Below are 19,334 nucleotides of genomic sequence, written 5' to 3' on the forward strand. Positions count from 1 at the left end.
TTAAGTCATCGTGTCCAAAGAACAAGAGTAAGGTAAAAAAAGCCAATGACTATGAATTCAAAGTTTTTAAATGCAGCATCTGTGTTGGTGTTAAAGATGGGAATGATTGCCCCAGCAACGGTTTTTATGTCAATTGCTGCGGTTGGAGAAATACAAGCATCTGTAGTCCATTCTATAGAGGTTCGTGGAAATAAGTTTGTAAGTTCTCAGGCGATCCGAGATAACATGGGTATTAGAGCTGGACAAGGAATCTCCAGTGGTGATGTTGATAATGCTGTGAAGAACCTTTTTGAATTAGGTTTATTTTATGATGTTAAAATAAATCAGGTAGGTGGTAAATTGATTGTATTCGTAAAAGAATATGAGGTTGTCAATCAAATATTGTTTCAGGGAAATAAATCTTTTAAGGATCCAGATCTTAAACGGTTTATTTCTTTAAAACCAAATGAGCCTTTTAACACTGCTAAGCTTTCTAATGATATAAATACAATTCGTGAAGCCTATAAAACTCTTGGTCGTAATAATATCACTGTGAACGTTCAAACAATTAATCTTGGAAAAGGGCGTGTAAATGTGGTATTTAATGTTGTTGAAGGGCAAAAGACAAAGATTAGTGATATCACTTTTAGAGGAAATAATGTCTTTGGAAGTCGTCGTTTGCGTGATGTGATTTCAACAAAGTCTTCAGGATTCTTTTCGAAATTGTTAGGGGGGGATGTTTACAGTGAAGAACGTCTCGCTGCTGATGAAGAAGCTTTGCGTCGCTTTTATTATAATCATGGTTATGCAGATTTTCGTGTAGTTTCTTCTAAAGCGACTTTTGATGCGGCAAGCAATACATATAAGATTTCTTTCGTTCTTGATGAAGGTGCGCGCTATAAAATTAGTGATATTCAGGTTGAAAGTGATGTTACTGGAATTGACGTTCAATCTGTAAAAAGAATGCTTAAAACCCAGCCAGGTGATATTTATAGTGCGGAAGATATTGAACAATCTATTGCAATTATTAATAATAAGGTTGCTGATTCAGGATATGCTTTTGCTAAAGTTGAACCACGCGGAAACCGTGATTTAGCAAATCATACAATTTCAATTTTATATAATATTGAGCAAGGTACACGTGCTTATATTCAGCGTATTGATATACGTGGAAATGAGAAGACGCGTGATTACGTTATACGCCGTGAAATTGATTTGAACGAAGGAGATGCTTACAATCAAACTTTATTGCAACGAGCAAAACGTCGTTTAGAAAGTTTAGGTTTTTTCAAGGCCGTTAATATTTCAATGGTTCCCACTGATCAGTCTGATCAGGTTGTTTTGGTGATAGATGTCGTTGAATCATCAACAGGGGATCTTTCTCTTTCTGGAGGATATACAACAGGTGGAACAAGTCCTGGTATGTCACTTGAAGTCTCTGTTACTGAGCGTAATCTTGGAGGACGTGGTCAGTATGTTCGTTTAGGATTAGGAGCGGGGCAAGAAAAATCCCGTAATTATAACTTGTCATTTGTTGAACCTTATTTCTTGGGATATCGTTTATCTGCTGGCATTGATGTTTTTCGCAGTACTTACCGTGCTGATAAAGCTTATGATGTACGACAGACAGGGGGATCATTACGGTTTTCGCTACCTATTAATAATAAATTATCTGCAAATGTCGCTTATTCTTATGTACAGGAAGAATATGATTTTGGTGGAGAGTATGATTTCAACAAAGAGAGTGATATAATAGAATTATATGGGAAATATTCTGGTGCGATTGTTCAAGCAGCAAAGCAAAGCCCTTGGAAACGTTCATCAATTAGTTACGGTTTAACCTATAATACGATTGACGATATGAGAAATCCTCATGATGGATGGTACATGCATCTTCTTCAGGAATATGCAGGACTTGGTGGGAGTGCAAAATTCTTGAAGACCACAGGTAAGGCGATGATGTACAAAACACTTTCAGAGCAGAAAGATATTGTTGGTTTGCTTTCCTTGGGGAGTGGTTATATCCACGAAATAGGCAAAGAGGGTGTTCGTATTTTCGATATGTTTAAAGGAAATACTGATATGATCCGAGGATTTAAATACAATGGGATAGGTCCACGTCAGGTTTCCAATAAGGGTGAAGTTTATTTCTTAGGGGGAACGACATATATGAATGCGACTGCTGAAGTACAGTTTCCTATACCTGTTGTTCCTGAAGGGTTTGGATTGCGCGGTGCTTTATTTGCGGATATTGCTACACTCTATGGCAATAATTATAAAGCAGTTTTTCAGGGTGAGCCGCCTGTTACCAATACCAAAATTGCTTGGCGCTCATCTGCAGGTGTAAGTTTGATGTGGGATTCTCCATTTGGTCCTTTGCGTTTTGACTATGCTTGGCCAATAACGAAGCAGGAGGGTGATCGTTTGCAGCAATTGAATTTTGGTATTTCGACGAAGTTCTGATTTGAGTGGTTTTAGGAAGGAAAAATTTGCAGAGAATAGCTTAAGCTGGGAGAGAAAGTGTTTTGATGGCGCATACATTTTTTTTTACGCCGTCCCGGCAATTGACAGTTGCAAATGTTGCTGAGTTGACGGGTGCAAAGCTTCTTAACCCGGAGTTTTCTCATAAAGTTATCAATACTCTTTCTTCACTTGAGAGCGGTGTGGAAGGTTCTCTTGTTTTTGTGGAGCATCGGAAGTTTTCTGATGCTTTACGAGATAGTTCTGCTTCTGCTGTTTTTTGCACGAATGAGATTATTTTTAAAGTTCCTGAAACTATGGCAATTTTGGTGACGTCCACACCGCAACGTGCCTTTGCTCATATTGGTCGTATTTTATTTCCTAATTCTGTCAAGCCAGTACCTTGGTTGGGGCAGAAGGGTATTTCATCACATGCGCATATTCATCCAACGGCTAAATTTGCACATGATGTGTGTATTGAAGCAGGAGCTGTTATTGGTAAAAATGTTGAAATTGGTGCAGGAACTCTTGTTTCATCTACGGCTATCATCGGTGAAAATTGCCGTATTGGATGTGACTGCTATATTGCTCCTAAGGTAACAGTTCAGTATTCTATCATAGGTGATAAGGTCCAGCTTTATCCAGGCGTTTGCATTGGGCAAGATGGTTTTGGTTATGTTGGGGGAGGGGATGGAATTGAGAAAATTCCACAACTTGGACGTGTTATTATTGAGGATGACGTAGAAATTGGTGCAAATACTACAATTGATCGTGGAACATTTCGAGATACTGTTATTGGTAAAGGAAGCAAGATTGATAATCTTGTACAAATTGCCCACAATGTAAAAATTGGCCGTTATTGCCTTATTGCTGCTCAATGTGGAATTGCCGGAAGTACATCTATAGGTGATATGTCTCAGCTTGGCGGGAGTGTTGGAGTTGCGGATCATATTGTAATAGGTAAATGTGTTCAAATTGCTGCTCGTAGTGGTGTTATGAATGATATTCCTGATGGCGAAAAATGGGGAGGGAGTCCAGCGCGACCGTTTAAACAGTGGTTCCGTGAAGTAGCGACGTTGCGTAGTATGGGGAAAGCTAAAAAGGAGAAACGCTGATATGATCAGCTCTGAAGAGACTAAAAACTTAGAGGCTGTTGATATTGAAAAATTATTATCAATATTACCGCATCGTTATCCGTTTCTATTAATCGATCGTATCGTTGGTATTGATGGTGAACAAGAAGCTATTGGTATTAAAAATATAACGATTAATGAGCCGCATTTTACGGGACATTTTCCGGTAAAACCAGTTATGCCTGGAGTTTTGATTTTAGAAGCTATGGCACAAACGGCAGGAGCAATAGCACTTTTAAATTTAGGTAATAAGCAGGCAAATTTAGTCTACCTTATGACGGTTGATAATGCGAAATTTCGTAAGCCGGTTGTGCCTGGTGATCAGCTAAAAATTCATGTTCAGCTTTTGAAAAAAAGGGCTAGTATGAGGCGTTTTTTATGTCTTGCAAAAGTGGAAGATGTTCGCGTCGCTGAAGCGGAAATTGCTGCAATGATTGTTGAAGAAAAATAAATGATATTTGATGGGAATTTGAAAATGTCCGGTACGAAAATCCATCCAACTGCTCTTGTGGAAAAGGGAGCACAGCTTGGTGAGAATGTACACGTTGGACCATTTTGCCATATTAGTTCAGAGGCTGTTATTGGCGATGAATGTAATTTGACAAGTCATGTTGTGATCATGGGAAAGACAACATTAGGAGCCAAGAGTAAAGTGTTTTCTCATGCAGTTTTGGGAGCAGAGCCGCAAAATAATAAACATAAAGGAGGGGCTACGACTCTTTCTATTGGTAAGAATTGTACGATTCGTGAAGGCGTAACAATGCATAGAGGTTCCGATTCGAGTGTGGGGATGACGATTGTTGGTGATAATTGCCAATTTTTTTGTTATGCGCATATTGCTCATGATTGTCAGGTCGGTAATCATGTAACATTTGCCAATAACGCGATGATTGCTGGTCATGTTACTATTGGCGATTATGTGATTATTGGTGGTGGTGCTGCTGTTCATCAATTTGTTCGTGTTGGACATCATGCATTTATCGGCGGGGTATCTGCACTGGTTGGAGATCTGATTCCTTATGGAACAGCTGTTGGTGTGCAAGCAAAACTTGCCGGTCTCAATATTATTGGTATGAAGCGTGCAGGTCTTGAGCGTCAAGATATTCATGCACTCCGTCATGCGGTTACGATGCTTTTTGATCATAGCAAACCATTTAAAGAGCGTGCGAGTGATATTGCTTCTTTTTATTCTTCTTTTCAGTCTGTTACTGACGTTATTAATTTTATCAAAGAGGAAGGAAAGCGTTTTTATTGTACACCAAAATTTGAAGGTGATAGAATAAAAGAACATAAGGATTAACAGTGCCAATTTGGGGTGCCAGAAATTTTCTTTCCGGTCGTACTGCTATTATAGCAGGAAATGGTGTTCTACCCATTGCTGTTGCACAGGCTCTTGAGAAAAATGGGGAGAATCCTTTTCTTGTGCTTTTGCATGGTGAAGCAGATTCTGTTCTTTATCGCTATGAGCATTGCGAGCTGTCAATTGTGGAGTTAGCGCGACTCGTTAAAATCTTAAAAGAGGCTGGAGTTTATAATATCGTTTTAGCAGGTGGTGTGAAAAAACGACCACTTCTTAAACAATTACGATTGGACTGGACGACATTTTTAGCTCTTCCTAAGTTAATCGGAGCTTTAAGAAGAGGAGATGATGCGTTATTAAAAGCTTTTATACGGGTTATTGAATCGCACGGTTTTTGTGTTATTGGTGCCCACGAAATAGTACCAGATCTTTTAGCTCCCATAGAATTTAATTTAACTGTACGGCGTGCTACACCAAAAGAGAAAAAGGATATTTTTTTAGCAGCAGAAGCAGCAAAACTTTTAGGTCAATTGGATATTGGGCAAGCCGTTGTCGTTGTCCAGGGAAGGGTGGTTGCTTTGGAGGGTGCTGAAGGAACTGATAATATGTTATGGCGTGTTTGTGAAATGCGAGAAAGAGGGCAAATTCCCCCTAAGGGTGGTATTCTTGTAAAGTGTGCAAAACCACAACAGGATAATCGCGTTGATTTACCTTCAATTGGGCCCATGACCATAAAGAATATTGCAAAGAGTGGTTTATCTGGTATTGCCGTGGAGGCAAATAGAAGTCTAATATTATCGGTGAAAACAACAATAGAAAAAGCAAACAAATATTCTCTATTTATAGAAACATTTGAAAGATTTGGACATGAATAATTGTTTCTTAAAGATTGCTATCGTTTCAGGTGAAGAATCTGGTGATTTGCTTGGAGCGGATTTAATTTCTTGTTTATCACAACAAATAGGATGCAACATTCATTTGATTGGTGTTGGGGGACGGCATTTAAAGGCATTAGGTTTAAAAAGCTTTTTTGATTCCCAGGATATTGCTTTAATAGGTTTAAAGGAGGTGTTGAAAAAATTACCATTGTTGTTGCTGCATATTCGCAATTTATCCCAGTTTATTGCACAAGAACAACCCGATTGTTTAATTATTATTGATAGTCCTGATTTCACGCATCGTGTTGCAAAAAAAGTACGTGCTTTAGAGCCTTCTATCCCTATCATTAAATATGTCGCACCAACCGTTTGGGCATGGAGACCAGAGCGTGCAAAAGCTATGTGCGGATTTATTGATCATGTTTTAGCAGTTTTTCCTTTTGAAAAAAAGGTTATGCAGGATTTGGAAGGTCCTACTACGACTTATGTTGGACATCATCTTTTGACATATCCTCCCCTTTTGAACGTTCAGTCAGAAAAAAAGCGCCAAGTAGAACAAAAAAATTTGTGGGGTCAACAAACATCATCGCCTACATTAGTTCTTTTGCCAGGATCACGCAATTTAGAGATTCATTCTTTAATGCCTATTTTTCAAGAGACAGTAGAGATTCTTGTACAACGTATTCCACATTTACATATTATTTTGCCAACCTTATCCCATTTAGTGAATAGAATCCGTGATTTTGTACAGAACTGGAAAAGCAAAGTAGAAATTGTTGTTGGTGAAGATGAAAAATGGCATGCCTTTGCACAAGCAGATGTTGCTCTGGCTGCCCATGGAACGGTTTCACTTGAATTATCTTTAGCAAAAATTCCTATGGTACTTTGCTATAAACTTGATTGTTTTGCTAAATTATTCATTTTTCCTAAAATAACGTTATGGAGCGCAGCTCTTCCAAATATTATTGCTGATAAGCCTATTGTTCCAGAATATTTGGATGAATTTTTGCGTCCTGGCCTGTTAGCAAGACAGCTAGAACAACTTTTGTATAACCCTTTATTGCGACAAGCACAGCTTGATGCTTTTGAGGAGATGGAACAGAAAATGAAAACTGAAATACCATCGGAAATTATTAGCGCCCAAAAAATTATTACTCTTTTAAAAGACAGAAATAAAATTGTATAAATAAAACAAAATTTTAATGATTAATGTTTAATTTTAGCAAGAAAATCACAAACGCGTTGGCTTTTAGGATTGGTAAAAAAATTTTCAGAGGATGTATCTTCAATAATTTTTCCATTTTCTAGAAAAACTATTCTTTCTGAGACTTTACGTGCAAAACCCATTTCATGGGTAACACAGAGCATCGTGATCCCTGTATTCGCTAATTGAGCCATTACTTGCAAAACTTCTCCCACACTTTCTGGATCAAGAGCAGAAGTTGGTTCATCAAAAAGCATTACTTCAGGCTCCATACAAAGTGCACGGGCAATTGCAACACGCTGTTGTTGACCACCAGAGAGTTGTAAAGGATATTTTTCACAATGTTTTTCAATACCAACATGCGTTAAGTAACGAATTGCCCGTTCTTTTGCTTGTTGTTTGGAAAGTCCTTGAACTGTCATCGGTGCTAAAATGCAATTTTGTATGACAGTCATGTGAGGAAATAAATTAAAGTTTTGAAAGACCATTCCTATCTTACGGAGAACATTTTTTTGCTGTTGTACAGGCGCAGTATAGATATCAACGTTATGGATACAGATTGAACCTTTTTGTGCTCGTTCTAATTGATTAATACAACGAATTAATGTTGATTTTCCTGACCCGGATGGACCACAAATAACGATATGTTCACCAGTTTTAACATCAAAGCTGATATCATGTAGGACCTGAAAGTTTCCATACCACTTATTGAGGTTTTGAATGGAGATTACAGGGGGGGCACTGGTAGAGATCGATTGATTATTTTTTAAATTCATCTTGTTTTATTCTTTCATTGATGAATAAATTGATTAATTCAACATTTTGGTTTGGTAAAGTTTTTTTTATGACCCTTTATATTTACCGTAAATATCGAGTGAGATGATGTTCGATAAAAACAATAAAACGATGAATGATTTCAACAATAAAAAGATAGATAAGAGCGGCCCAAACGTAAACTTGAAAATCAAATGTACGTGAATAAGTGAGTTTGGCAATTCCCATTAAATCATAAACAGTAATAAGTGAGGCAATGGCACTGGATTTAATCATTAAAATCAACTCATTTCCTAGGGGACGTAATGCTATAATCATTGCTTGTGGAAGAATAACTTTAAAAAAAGCGACAGAGTTACTTAGACCTAAAGTTTTTGATGCTTCATGTTGTCCAGTTGTTATGGATAAAAAACTTCCTTTAAAGATCTCAGATTGATAAGCAGCAGAATTGAGTGTGAAAATAAAAAGACAACAATACCATGCGTTTTGAAAAAACCACCATAGACCAATCTGTTGCCAAAAATTATTCATTGAACCAAGCCCATAATAAAAAAGAAAAAGTTGGGCTAATAAAGGAGAGCCGCGGAAAAAATAGACATAAGCATTTGCAAAGTATTGTAAAAACGTATTTCTGGATAAACGTGCAAAAGCGATAAGTATACCAAGGCAAAAACCAAGAGAACAAGAAATAGAAACAAGCTTAATAGTAACGATAAAGCCACTAATAAATTTTGGTCCATAACGGCTTAAAATATCTGGATTAAAAAGGAAATAAAGCCATTCAGGAATCATTGACCGATCACCTTTTTATAGCCTATTTGAGTGCATGTTTCCAAATAGCGTAAGATTGCAGAAAAAAAAGCTGAAAATAATAAATAGAGTAAGCATGCGACAAGGTAAAACAGCATGGGTTTATTGGTAGCAGCGACAGCTAAATTTGTTTGTCGCATGAGGTCAACAAGCGCGATGGTTGAAACGAGGGATGTATCTTTCAGTAAAGTGAGCCAATTATTAGAAAGTCCTGGCAAAGCATTTCGAATTAGCTGAGGAAAAACAATACGAAAAAATGTGGTTGATTGTGAAAGATCTAAAGCTTTAGCGGCTTCATATTGACCTTTATCAAAAACATTAAATGCTCCAAGCCAAACTTCACAAGAGAAAGCGGCAAGAATCAAACTGAGTGCAAAAACACCAGCAACAAAAGCATTGATACTGAATATGACTTCAAGATTAAAATAGTCAAAGGTATTTTGAATAAGGCTTTGTAACCCATAATAAACTAAAAACAAGGTTAAAAGCTCTGGTAGCCCACGAAACACCGTTGAAAAAAGACGTGCTATAGCTTTAGCTATCTTAATATCGGATCGAATCATTACTGCATTTAGAAGACCTAAGGGAAACCCTAAAAGGCCACAACATAACGCTAATGACAATGTTATTCCTGCACTAGAAAGTATAACCGCTCCCCATCCACCATTGCTAAATGATAGCAATGCTAAATTTTCAATCATTCTTGTGTTCCTCATGAAGAGTTAGATAATATTTTTTAGAAGTAAATAGTGGATCTCATTTAAATATCATATTGATATTTAATCAACAGCACCTGTAAAATATTTTCTCATAATTTTCTCATAAGTTCCATCTAAACGGATTTCTTTTATTGCTTCATTGAACTTATTTTTAAGATCATTATTATTTTGACGCAAAGCAATTGCAACAGGAAATTTTGTTTCTTCCAGAGTTCCTAGGAAGAGACAGCAATCTCTTCCTTCATTCTTAAGCCAATTTAATGCTTGTAATTTATCAACAATAATCACATCAAGTCGATGGTTTAAAAGATCACGATTCACTTCTATTGTGGAAGGATAGAGTTTGATTCTTACCTCTTCTAAGGCATAATGATCTTCTGCATATGCAGCTTGTGTTGTATTTGATTGCACACCCAGATTTTTACCTTTAAAACTTTGTGTAGAAATTTCCTTAATTCCCGAAGCTTTGTTCACAATAACAGCGAGTGCTGTGTCATAGTAAGGATCTGTGAAATCAATTTTTTGTGAACGCTCTTGTGTATAAGAGAGGGAAGCAACGATCGCATCATATTTTTTGGCAATAAGTCCAGGGATCATTCCCTCGAAGTCTTGCGTGACAATCGTACATTCAACATTCATTTTTTTACAAAGTGCGTAAGATATATCAACATCAAATCCCTGCAGTTTGTTATTTGAATCAATATAACTAAAGGGAGGGTAAGTGCCTTCACTTGCAATTCTTAATGTTTTCGCATCAGCCAATTGGATGCATAGCGCAGCGCTTATTATAAGAGCTCTAGCTAATAGTTTCATGATGTTCTCCTATTGGATAAGCGGGCAAATATGAAATTGTCACATTTTTATAATCTGTAAGCTTTTCTGGAGCAATGCAAAAAATTTATCGATGTTTATTTTAGATCATTATGTTGGAAATTATTATCAAAAATTATCTTTTTTATTGATTTAAAGAAGAATGAACATCTTAATTATATAATAGCTATGACAGCTTAATTTTCCTGAAATGATTAATTCACATCATTTCAGGAGTAAAAATCGAGAATTTTTCTTTAAAAACAATGTTATTCAATTTAAACATAGAAAAAAGTTATATTTTGAAGAAATAAAACGACATCCTCATTCTTGTCATTAGATTCTATAAACTTTAAATCTCAAGGAGTAATTAAAAGTTAACTTTTAAATAAGTACGCATTTTTCTTATAAAAATGCTGAATGTGCAATTACACTTACATGTTTAACAAAGAGTTTAAAAATATTTCTTAAATGTAAAAATCCAACTATAATTCACACTGATATTTAATCAATATCGAATGCAAAATATTTTCTCATAATTCTATCATAGGTTCCATCTGCACGGATTTCTTTTATTGCTTCATTGAACTTATTTTTAAGATCATTATTATTTTGACGCAGAGCAATTGCAATAGGAAATTTTGTTTCTGCTAAAGTTCCTAGCAGCTTACAGCACTCTTTTCCTTCATTTTCAAGCCAATTTAATGCTTTTAATTTATCAAGAATGATTATATCAAGCCGATGACTTAAAAGATCACGATTAACTTCTATTGCTGTAGGATAAAGTTTGATATTCACCCCTTCAGAGGTATAATGATCTTCTGCATATGCAGCTTGTGTTGTATTCGATTGTACACCAAGATTTTTATCTTTAAAAGCCTGTGTAGAAATTTCCTTAATTCCTGAAGTTTTGCTAACAATGACAGCAAGTACTGTATTGTAGTAAGGATCCGTAAAATCAATTTTTTGTAAGCGCTCTTTTGTAGGAGAAAGAGAAGAAACAATAGCATCGTATTTTTTTGCAAGAAGGCCAGGAATCATTCCCTCGAAATCTTGCGTGACAATTGTACACTCAACATTCATTTTTTTACAAAGTGCGTAAGATATATCAATATCAAACCCTTGAAGTTCGTTATTTGAGTCAATATAACTAAATGGAGGATAAGAAGCATCACTGGCAATTTTCAGCGTTTGAGAATTGGCAGATAGAGTAAACAGTGTTGCACTTATTATAAGAGCTCCTGCTAATAATTTCATTATGTTCTCCTATGAGATAAGCTGGCAAATATGAAACCATTATGCATTTTATAATATGCAAGCTTTTCTGGAGCAATGTAAAAAATTTATGTGTGTTCGTTTTCTATCATTATGCTGGATATTGTTATCAAAAAAATGGTTTATTTTTCAAGTATGGGAACATAAAAATACAGAAAAGAAGTAAAGTTTTTATTGATTCTATACATAATTTTATTTTAAAAAAAAACAAGTTATCTTTAAAAGGAAAACTGTTAATTTAAAAAAGAGAGTTTCAGCTTTTGGCAGGATAAAATGTTATTATTTTCACCTGTTATATAAAATGCCTAGATATCAAAAAATATCAGAATGAATTTGTTTTCCGAAAATTGTGGAGATTTTTCTTATAAAAAGAAGCATGATTAACCGATGATGCTAAGATAAATGCTCTCGATAATCATTATAATTAAAGTAATTTCTATAACTATTCCTAATACCAAGTATTGTTTTGCGTAGCAAGTTTTAAGAAAAAATTTCATTTTCATCTTTGTTTGGAGAAGATAGCGAGTGAAATTCTAACATTATTCAGTTTTAATATGTAATAAGCCTTTTAAACATGAGGGAATTGATAGGGAATACGCTTTCATTGAAAATAATGAGAATTAAAGGTAAAAATTTTTAATTTTTGTTTGCTAAATATTTTGGCAATTTCCCCCAAAATATTCCTAATTTATTTACAAAGCCAAAACTTAGAATGTTTTCATAAATCTTTATGATGGTGTTACCTCTGTAGAAGGAGTTTAAAAGTCAGGCTTTATAAAAACCCTGAAAGTATAGCCTTTTGATTACTCTCAATAAAGCTTCAGGAAGTTGAAGCTTTATTGATTAATTTATTGCTTTAATTTACACGCTTATCAATAGGAACATAGTTACGCATAGTATAACCTGTGTAGAGTTGTCGAGGGCGACCAATTTTTTGTGCAGGATCTTCAATCATTTCTTTCCACTGTGCCACCCATCCGACACTGCGTGCTAATGCAAACAGAACAGTAAACATTTCAGTTGGAAAACCTAGAGCTTTTAATATAATGCCGGAATAAAAATCAACATTGGGATAAAGCTTTTTTTCAATAAAATATTCATCACTTAAGGCAATTTTTTCAAGTTCTATTGCAATATCAAGCAGCGGGTCATCTTGAATATTGAGCTCTTTTAAAACCTTGTGACAGGTTTTTTGCATGATTTTTGCACGTGGGTCATAATTTTTATAGACACGATGGCCAAAGCCTATAAGGCGGAAAGGATCATTTTTATCTTTTGCGCGTGCAATAAATTCAGGAATTCTTTTAATAGAACCTATTTCTTGTAGCATCTTTAGACATGCTTCATTGGCACCACCATGTGCTGGCCCCCAAAGGCATGCAACACCTGCTGCGATACATGCAAACGGATTAGCACCCGAAGATCCAGCAAGACGTACCGTAGATGTAGAAGCATTTTGCTCATGATCAGCATGAAGGATAAAGATTTGATCCATCGCTCGAGCAAGTACAGGGTTTGTTTTATATTCTTCACAAGGAACAGCAAAGCACATACGGAGGAAATTTGCAGCATAACTAAGATCATTGCGTGGATAAACAAATGGTTGTCCGATACTGTATTTATAGGCCATAGCAGCAAGCGTTGGAACTTTTGAGATAAGACGAATAGAAGCAATCATTCTTTGTTGAGGATCTGTAATATCAATAGAGTCGTGATAGAATGCAGACATAGCGCCAAGGCAAGAAACCATGACGGCCATCGGATGAGAGTCACGGCGAAAACCATGAAAAAAACGTGCGAACTGTTCGTGGACCATGGTATGTTGCATAATACATTGATCAAAGTCGCTTTTTTCTTGCTGTGTTGGGAGTTCTCCATAAAGTAGAAGATAACAACTTTCGAGAAAATCTCCCTTTTCAGCTAATTGGTCGATAGGATAACCACGATAAAGCAATATACCTTTATCGCCATCAATATAAGTAATTTTTGATTCACAAGAAGCTGTTGAAATAAAACCAGGATCGTAAGTAAAAATATTTGTTTTTTTATAGAGTGAAGCAATTTCAATGACTTCAGGTCCACTGGTGCCTTTACGCAAGGGAAGTTCTATTTTTTTATTATTCACAATAATATGTGCGCTATTCTCAGACATTCGGTCTTCCTTTCAGATCCTTCGTTTCTAAAAATTAAGATTCTATTTCATTTTTATTCAGAATGGGAAATGTATAACTGAAGCTCTTCTTGCTTATTTTAAGGGTAGATTGCACTTTAAAAGGTGAGTACATGCAATCCAAAAATACGTCCTCATTAACCATTATTACTCAATAAAAACTGTATTTCAATGATATAACATAAAAAAACTTTTCTAGATCGCATTAAGCTATCTGTATAGATACCCATTTGAGAAGATATACTCATGAGTGTATTGTTGTGATAAGCTGGTCATTAATGCGATGAAGGGATTCATCACGTCCTAATAAAATAAGAATATCCAAGATACCTGGCGATGTTGCACGACCTGTAAGAGCTGCTCGCAGAGGTTGGGCAATAGATCCGAATTTAAGATCCTGTGTTTGGATATAAGAGCGAAGAGCTTCATCGAGGACTTTTGTATCCCAAATGGGGCAGGCTTTTAGGGCAAGATAAAGATCGTTTAAAATGGTTCGTCCATTTTTATCTAAGAGAGTTTGTACTTTTTCATCAAGCTGTAATGGTCGTTGCGTAAAAATGAAGGAGGCATTGTCAATCAGTTCGCATAGCGTTTTTGACCGTTCTTTCAAATGTGGGATTGCTTTTAAAAATTGGCTACGACGCTTTTTATCAAGTATTTCAATAATTTGCGCTCCCCCATCGATTTCTGGTAAAATATCAAGAACGGCATTAAAGAGTTCTTGATCATTGCTCATGCGCATATAGTGTCCGTTGATGGAATCGAGTTTTTTAAGATCAAAACGCGCAGCTCCTTTGTTAATATCTTCAATATCAAACCAAGAAATCATATCTTTAAGTGACATGAGTTCATCATCACCATGACTCCATCCTAAACGCACAAGATAATTGCGCAAAGCAGCAGGAAGATATCCCATCGTTCGATAGGCATCAACACCGAGTGCACCATGCCGCTTTGATAATTTTGCACCATTTTCACCATGGATAAGAGGAATATGGGCCATAACAGGAATATCCCATCCCATAGCTTTAAAGATGATCGTTTGTCGAGCTGCATTGGTTAGATGATCATCACCACGTATGATATGTGTGACTCCCATATCATGATCATCAACGACAACAGCATGCATATAGGTAGGCGAGCCATCAGAACGCAAAATAATAAAGTCATCTAAATCTTTATTCGGAAAACGAACATCACCTTGAACACGATCATGTACAATCGTTTCTCCATCTTCAGGAGCTTTTATGCGAATAACAGGTTTGATATCTGGCGGAGCTTCAGAACGATCACGGTTACGCCAACGTCCATCATAACGTGGTGGGCGCCCTTCTACACGGGCTTTTTCACGCATTTCAGCTAACTCTTCAGGTGAGGCATAACAATAATATGCTTTACCATTCTCGACCAATTGTTCGGCGATTTGACGGTGACGTTCTGCACGTTCGAATTGCGAAATAGGGGGGCCATCATAACTAAGCCCCATCCAGTGTAAGCCATCTATAATGGCTTTTACAGCTGATTCTGTTGAACGTTCTCGGTCTGTATCTTCAATGCGTAGAAGCATTTTCCCACCGGTATGTTTTGCATAAAGCCAATTAAAAAGAGCAGTACGGGCACCACCAATATGAAGGAAGCCTGTAGGTGATGGGGCAAAACGAGTAATAACAGACACGAATATTTTCCTTTAAATTGAGATATTACTTATGGAAATTTATTATAGAAAGGTTATGTTAGCATAGACGGTAGGGGGTGCAATAGCTGCATTGCAAAGTTTAAGTGGGGATTTGCAGATGTTTAATCACAGTAAAGTTAAAGAGGATTTACTCATAAGATCTATTACAAAAAGAAAAAACGCATGTCAAATAGAGCTGAATGTTTTTTCTAGGTGTGATAAAATAAAAAATGGCGGTTATAACCAACAAAGACTTTTTTTATTGATGCTTTTAAAAGAAGCAATCATTTTTGTTAGAAAATGGTTAGCAGATTGTATCAATAAAGAAGTTTCTTTTGGGATCCTTTTTTCATTGATTTTAGTCTTTTTTTCCCTAGGAATCATTTTTTATTTTTATTTAGAACATGAGCCAAGTTGGGGACAATTGGGGGCATTGGTCAGTGTCTTTCTGGGAATATTCTATATTGCATATTTTTATCGAAAAATATGGATTCCGACGGGATTTTTGCTTTGTATCGTATTGGGGGCTTTGGCGGCAAAAATAGAAACGTGGCGCATTGCAGCACCCATGTTAAGCAGTAACGTTGTGACCATATTGAGGGGAAGAATTATTTCGATTGAATCAGGTCCCAAAGGGGGATTTCGTTTAGTCTTGGATGTTTTGAGTACAGAAAATCCCAGATTACACCACAGTCTTCATCGTGTTCGTTTATCGGCAAAATATTTACCACTTGGATTAGCAATTGGTGATGGCCTATATGGGAAAGTTAAGATTCGTGCATTCTCTGGGCCGGTGCGTCCAGGAGGCTACGATTTTAGTTTTCATAATTATTTTAAAGGAATTGGGGCTCAAGGTGTTTTTTTAGGAAAGCCAAGAAAAATATTAGTTCCGCAGCCTAATGGAATATTAGCTATAGTTCTACAGAAAATTGAAAAATTACGCACGAAGATGACACAAAAAATCCGGATAGCACTTGAAGGAGAAAAAGGAGGTGTTGCGGCAGCTCTCATAACAGGGCAACGTGCAGGTATTTCAAATGAAACAAATGAAGCATTACGGATAGCTGGATTAGCACATATTTTGTCAATATCAGGTTTACATATGGCTTTGTTGAGCGGCATCGTTCTTTTAAGCATCCGTAGTTTTTTAGCATTTTTTCCTATTTTTTCTTCCTATTATTCCAGTAAAAAATTTGCTGCTATCGTTGCATTTATGATAACAGCTTTTTATTTGTTATTGTCGGGCTTAGCAATATCAGCGCAAAGAAGTTTTGTGATGATTGCAGTTATGTTAGTTGCTATATTGTGTAATCGTTCCGCTATAACAATGCGTAATTTTTCTATTTCGGGGTTGATAACTTTGGCGATAACTCCTCATGAAATATTAGGCCCTAGCTTTCAAATGTCCTTTTCTGCGACAGCTGCATTAATTGCTTTTTTTGATTGGTGGAGCGAAAAATCATTTTTTCGTAAAAGAAAAACAACACCCTCTTATGTTGGAGGAGGAGTGATAAATTTTATTTTCTTATCAATACTTTCAACATGTGCATCTTCTCTTGTAGCAGGGAGTGCAAGTGGAATTTATGCTGCTTATCATTTTTCTAATACCGCATCTTTGAGCATTATCAGTAATGCTTTTGTTTTGCCTGTTATCTCCATCTTCATTATTCCTTTTGGATTAATTGCAGTTCTTGCAATGTTAGGAGGATTTGAATGGCTTCCACTTCAAATTATGGGATTTGGTATTGGCCTTGTGATAAAAGTTGCACACGCTATCAAGGCTATTTCTCCTGATTTGAGCCCTGGTTTTATGCCGTTATCTGCGTTGGTTTTATTGAGTATAGGCTTGGTTGGGCTGACTTTTTGCAAAACATCCATCAGGCTCTTTTTTAGTTTTTTTATTTTGGCTGGTATTTTTATTTGTGTAATGCACTCGCCTGTGCAATTGATAATAGCAGATAATATGCGTCTCGTGGGTGTTGTCCATGATAAAAAATTATATATTGATCGTTATCATATTTCTAAGTTCACGACATCCATATGGAAAAAGTCATTTCGTGTGAATGAAACGATTAAACCAACAAAATATGGTCCTTCGTTTCATGAGCAATTTATTTGTGATCATCATGTATGTGCATCTTTATTGGATAATGGATTAAAAGTTATTGTTTTACATAAAGAAACAGATCAATGTGTAGAGGCAGATATTCTCATTCAGATATTTGCAATTCCAATGTATAAACCAACATGTCACAAGAAGGCAAAAATAATATTTACTCCCCAACAATTATTATCACGAGGAAGCGTTATGATGACTAAAAGTGGAGATATTATTTGGTCTTCACTAGGGTTTTATAGACCATGGAATATACACAGACAAGTTTCATAAAAAACATATATTTAATTGTATTTTTCTTCACATCTGGACAATGATAGAGCAAAAATAATAGAGATTATTCTGATCAAGTATTGCATTTTTTCAATCGGTAAATTTATCAATTTTATGTTAGAGAAAAATACGAATAAATTTTTTTAAATAAATAAAAAGATAATTGTTGATTATTTTATTTTATTCTTATCATACGTTTCTATAATGAGTAACATTTTTTCAAATAAAAGATAATGGTAAGTTTAGATAGCTTGAGTCAAGCGGTTGCCTTTTGTTATCATTGTTTATAACAATGGTGATAAATGTTGTTTACGGATAAAAGGTAAAGTCATTCATGGATATCCAGCAGTTAAAAAAAATGGCAGCTGTTAGAGCGCTTGATTTTATTGAAGATGGTATGCAACTTGGTATTGGGTCTGGTTCGACAGTTAATGAATTTATTCGTCTTCTTGGGGAGAAAGTTGCGGATGGTTTACGTGTGACTGGTGTTGCTACCTCACAGTACTCTGCACAGCTTTGTTGTAAGTTTGGAGTACCTGTTAGCACTTTAGAACAAATGCCTGAATTGGATCTTGCTATTGATGGGGCGGATGAAATTGGTCCTCAGATGATGCTCATTAAAGGGGGAGGTGGGGCATTATTATATGAAAAAATTGTGGCATCAGCATCTCGTAGAATGCTTGTCATTGCGGATGAAACGAAGATGGTGAAAAGACTTGGTGCTTTTGCACTACCGATTGAAGTTAATCCATTTGGTGTGCATGCAACGCGTAAAGCCATTGAAGAAGTTGCTGATAATTTAGGGCTTTCTGGAGAAATTGCATTGCGAATGAGTGGAGAGAAACCTTTTGAAACAGATGGTGGTCATTTTATTTTTGATGCGTTTTGGGGATGCATTTTACAGCCTAAATTATTATCGGATGCGCTTCTTGCCATTCCTGGCGTTGTTGAGCATGGCCTTTTTTTGGGGTTGGCTTCACGTGCAATTGTTGCTATGGCTAATGGTCAAATAAAAGTTTTAGAACCATTTGATTTTTAGAAAAAACATTTACATGGTGATATGTTAGCACAAAATAAAGTGTATTAAAGATAAAGATTTTGGGTAGAGTTATAATTAGTTATCGGGGTAATCATTAAATGAGAATAATATTTTTTTTTCAATGTTTTGTCATATATTTTTGTGCAATTACTGTTTTTTTTATGAATATTGAAATGGTTTCTGCACAAGGGGTGAGTGATCAGCATTTAGATTCAGCGCGCAAGGCGATCAGAGCTATTCGCGCAACGGATCAATTTGATAGTTTTTTACCAAGTGCATCTCATGATTTCAAAAATGAACTGATCAGTGACGATCCAAATTTGGCAACAGCTATTTCTGATATTGTTGATAAGCAGGCACTTTCTTTAGTTAAAAGGCGCTCTGATTTGGAAAGAGAGATTGCTCATGTTTATGCAAAATATTTTACTCAAAAAGAGCTTGATGCAATCACAGCATTTTATAATTCTGACACCGGTAAAAAATTTTTGACAGAAGTACCCAATATTGCACGTGATTCCTATTCTGTATTTGATGTGTGGCGTTCTGCTCTTATGCAGGATCTTGTAGAAAATGTGAAAAAAGAGATGTCTGAAACGCTTAATTTGAATAATTCTACTGTAGCTACAAAATCAGGATCTTCAGAAAATAAAAAATAACTTGCTTGATATCATGGCAACAATAGGCAATTTCTGATTTTTTAGAGCGGTGGTTTTCCGCCG

General features: G+C 36.0%; 16 protein-coding genes. 9 read left to right on the forward strand and 7 right to left on the reverse strand.

All coding sequences use genetic code 11. The features are described from left to right. Window positions 1-45 precede the first annotated feature (45 nt). The 6 genes from bamA (at window position 46) to lpxB (ending at window position 6,936) form a co-directional block, all read left to right on the forward strand. Window positions 46-2,442, forward strand: coding sequence for an outer membrane protein assembly factor BamA (gene bamA / locus MCY_RS01785; protein ID WP_007346658.1), 2,397 nt, complete (start codon window positions 46-48; stop codon window positions 2,440-2,442). Window positions 2,443-2,507: 65 nt separating this feature from the next. Then, window positions 2,508-3,554, forward strand: coding sequence for a UDP-3-O-(3-hydroxymyristoyl)glucosamine N-acyltransferase (lpxD, locus tag MCY_RS01790; RefSeq protein WP_007346659.1), 1,047 nt, complete (start codon window positions 2,508-2,510; stop codon window positions 3,552-3,554). A 1-nt stretch (window position 3,555) separates the two neighbouring features. Beyond that, window positions 3,556-4,023, forward strand: coding sequence for a 3-hydroxyacyl-ACP dehydratase FabZ (gene fabZ, locus MCY_RS01795; RefSeq protein WP_007346660.1), 468 nt, complete (start codon window positions 3,556-3,558; stop codon window positions 4,021-4,023). A gap of 24 nt (window positions 4,024-4,047) precedes the next feature. Continuing rightward, entirely contained in the window at window positions 4,048-4,872 is an 825-nt protein-coding gene (gene lpxA, locus MCY_RS01800) for an acyl-ACP--UDP-N-acetylglucosamine O-acyltransferase (protein WP_007346661.1), read from the forward strand. Window positions 4,873-4,874: 2 nt separating this feature from the next. Continuing rightward, window positions 4,875-5,747, forward strand: coding sequence for an LpxI family protein (locus MCY_RS01805; RefSeq protein ID WP_007346662.1), 873 nt, complete (start codon window positions 4,875-4,877; stop codon window positions 5,745-5,747). Then, window positions 5,740-6,936: a lipid-A-disaccharide synthase gene (gene lpxB / locus MCY_RS01810; protein WP_007346663.1), complete on the forward strand. Its 1,197-nt coding sequence runs from the start codon at window positions 5,740-5,742 to the stop codon at window positions 6,934-6,936. Before MCY_RS01805 ends, lpxB begins: the two co-directional genes overlap by 8 nt. A gap of 20 nt (window positions 6,937-6,956) precedes the next feature. Here lpxB and MCY_RS01815 read toward each other — a convergent pair whose 3' ends face one another. The 7 genes from MCY_RS01815 to gltX form a co-directional block, all read right to left on the reverse strand. Then, window positions 6,957-7,730, reverse strand: coding sequence for an amino acid ABC transporter ATP-binding protein (locus tag MCY_RS01815; RefSeq protein ID WP_007346664.1), 774 nt, complete (start codon window positions 7,728-7,730; stop codon window positions 6,957-6,959). Between the two features lie 82 nt (window positions 7,731-7,812). Then, entirely contained in the window at window positions 7,813-8,520 is a 708-nt protein-coding gene (locus MCY_RS01820; RefSeq protein ID WP_007346665.1) for an ABC transporter permease, read from the reverse strand. Continuing rightward, complete coding sequence (locus MCY_RS01825) at window positions 8,517-9,239, reverse strand: ABC transporter permease (RefSeq protein WP_007346666.1); 723 nt, start codon at window positions 9,237-9,239, stop codon at window positions 8,517-8,519. The genes MCY_RS01820 and MCY_RS01825 overlap by 4 nt, the downstream gene beginning before the upstream one ends. A 78-nt stretch (window positions 9,240-9,317) precedes the next feature. After that, window positions 9,318-10,070: a transporter substrate-binding domain-containing protein gene (locus MCY_RS01830; RefSeq protein ID WP_007346667.1), complete on the reverse strand. Its 753-nt coding sequence runs from the start codon at window positions 10,068-10,070 to the stop codon at window positions 9,318-9,320. Window positions 10,071-10,571: 501 nt separating this feature from the next. Then, window positions 10,572-11,324: a transporter substrate-binding domain-containing protein gene (locus MCY_RS01835; protein WP_007346668.1), complete on the reverse strand. Its 753-nt coding sequence runs from the start codon at window positions 11,322-11,324 to the stop codon at window positions 10,572-10,574. A gap of 874 nt (window positions 11,325-12,198) precedes the next feature. Continuing rightward, window positions 12,199-13,494 (reverse strand): citrate synthase, encoded by a 1,296-nt coding sequence (gltA, locus tag MCY_RS01845; RefSeq protein WP_007346669.1) that lies wholly within the window; start codon window positions 13,492-13,494, stop codon window positions 12,199-12,201. 262 nt (window positions 13,495-13,756) lie between these two features. Then, window positions 13,757-15,187 carry a glutamate--tRNA ligase gene (gene gltX, locus MCY_RS01850; protein ID WP_007346670.1) on the reverse strand — a complete coding sequence of 477 codons (1,431 nt, stop codon included), beginning with the start codon at window positions 15,185-15,187 and terminating at the stop codon, window positions 13,757-13,759. Between the two features lie 118 nt (window positions 15,188-15,305). Here gltX and MCY_RS01855 point away from each other — a divergent pair, with 118 nt between their 5' ends. From MCY_RS01855 to MCY_RS01865, 3 genes are all read left to right on the forward strand, one after another. After that, the gene (locus MCY_RS01855; RefSeq protein ID WP_007346671.1) at window positions 15,306-17,576 is read left to right on the forward strand and encodes a ComEC/Rec2 family competence protein; all 2,271 of its coding nucleotides are present in this window, start codon (window positions 15,306-15,308) and stop codon (window positions 17,574-17,576) included. A gap of 334 nt (window positions 17,577-17,910) precedes the next feature. Next, entirely contained in the window at window positions 17,911-18,615 is a 705-nt protein-coding gene (gene rpiA / locus MCY_RS01860) for a ribose-5-phosphate isomerase RpiA (protein WP_007346672.1), read from the forward strand. 98 nt (window positions 18,616-18,713) lie between these two features. After that, window positions 18,714-19,271, forward strand: a complete 558-nt coding sequence (locus MCY_RS01865) for a DUF2059 domain-containing protein (protein ID WP_019224381.1) — start codon at window positions 18,714-18,716, stop codon at window positions 19,269-19,271. Window positions 19,272-19,334 lie beyond the last annotated feature (63 nt).

The organism is Bartonella rattimassiliensis 15908 (genome assembly GCF_000278215.1).
GTDB lineage: Bacteria > Pseudomonadota > Alphaproteobacteria > Rhizobiales > Rhizobiaceae > Bartonella > Bartonella rattimassiliensis.